The sequence below is a fragment of the Luteibacter sp. P4_E6 genome (genome assembly GCF_056401535.1).
The window spans coordinates 1-1641 of the sequence record NZ_JBFUJE010000714.1; the positions used below are offsets into that span (position 1 = coordinate 1).

Annotated in this window: 1 protein-coding gene; it reads right to left on the reverse strand. The window is 62.3% G+C overall.

The features are described from left to right. Positions 1-1641, reverse strand: a 1641-nt coding sequence (locus tag AC1DT2_RS22710; RefSeq protein ID WP_477298917.1) for a TonB-dependent receptor domain-containing protein, incomplete at both ends; no start/stop codon positions are given.

The window sequence follows — 1641 nt, forward strand, 5'->3', positions numbered from 1 at the left end:
TCGATCTTCGCGTACCAGTGGTCGCTGAACTGATGTTCGGCGTACAGGTCGAGCATGTAGTAAGCACGCTTGGCCTTCGGCTCGCCGATGTCGGCGGCGGTGAGCGGCACGCTCAGGTACTGGCCCGGTGCCGGCGACACGGTGAACGTGTTCGCGCGACCCGGGTTGTAGAGCCAGCAACCGGTGCTTCGTGCGATGCCGGCCGCTACTTCGTCGCTGAGGCCATTCTGATCGCCCCAGTTCTGGATGGGCGTCGAGTCGCAGGTGTCGTCGATCAGGCTGCGCAGGCGACGGTACATGGCCTTCGCACCGACGACCCAGTTGTTGTCGAGCTGCTGATCGGCGCCGAAGATGTACTCGTCCTGGTAGTACGAGTGCAGGCCCTGGGCCGAGACGGTCTTCGCGTCCGGCGGGATGCCGTTGGCGCCATTCTTGTTGTAGTTGGCCGAGTACGGACCATCGACCAGGCCGGTCGGCACGCCCGTGACCGGGTCGATGCCCGTAAAGCCGAAGAGCTGCGACGGATAGGTCGACGGACCGGCACCGCGGATGGCGACGGAGGTCGGCAGGCCGAGGTGGTAACGGCCGGCATTGGCATAGACCTTCAGCGAGCTGTCGCCGTAGACGTCCCACGACGCACCCAGGCGCGGATCGAGCTGGTGGCGCGCGCTGGCATACGCTTGGCCGCTACCGTTGTAGTTGGTGAACTGCTCGTTGCGCAGGCCGATGTAACCATGCCAGCGGTCCGTGATCTGCCAGTTGTCTTCGACGAACTGCGAACGCTGGTTGGTGCGCGCCGAGGTGCCCGTGCTCAACGCCGTCTGCTCGACGTAATAGCCGTTGGCAAAGTTAGCCGGGTTGTACAGGGCCGGGTCGAGACCGAGGGCCGACAGGCGGCTCTTGATCGCCGTACCATCAGCGACGTCGTTATAGATATAGCCTGTGCCACCGGTCGGCAGTGCGCCTGAGGTGGCGCGCAGCACGTAGTTATCGACACCGCCACGGAGATCGTGGTCACCGATGCGGTATTCGATGTTGGCGCTCCAGCCATGGCTGCTGTCTTCCGCGCCCGGCAGGAGGAACGTCGAACCACCGACCGTGCAACCGGTTTGCGGATCGTTAGCGAATCCCGCGCGCCTGTCGGTAATGGTCGGGCAGGCCTGACCGGTCGCCGACGTAATGTTCTGGCTGTGGTCGGAATGCGACCGGCCGTACATCGCGTTGACCGTCAGGTCATCGGTGATGTAACCCGTGTAGTGACCGATGTACGTGTTGCCACCCGGCGTCGCATTGGTCTGCGTACCGTTGTAGTTCTTCGTATAGACGTGGCCGAGATAATCGCCCTTACCGGTGTCGTAGCTATAAGCACTGATGGACTGGTCTTCGGTCTCGGTATCACCGATGCCGGTGAACTCGAGGATGTTGTTGTCCGTGATGTTCCAGTCCAACTTGGTCAGCCAGCGCTTGGTCTTGGCGACATCGTGCTCGTCGTCACTGGTGGTATTGGGACCCGTGTAATCACCGGTGTTCTTGATCCAGTCCGCTGCGGCGAAGATGAACAACTTGTCCTTGATCAGTGCGCCGCCGATGGAGCCGGAATACTGCAGGTTCTCGTTGTTGCGCAGGGCGTACGTGTTGCCC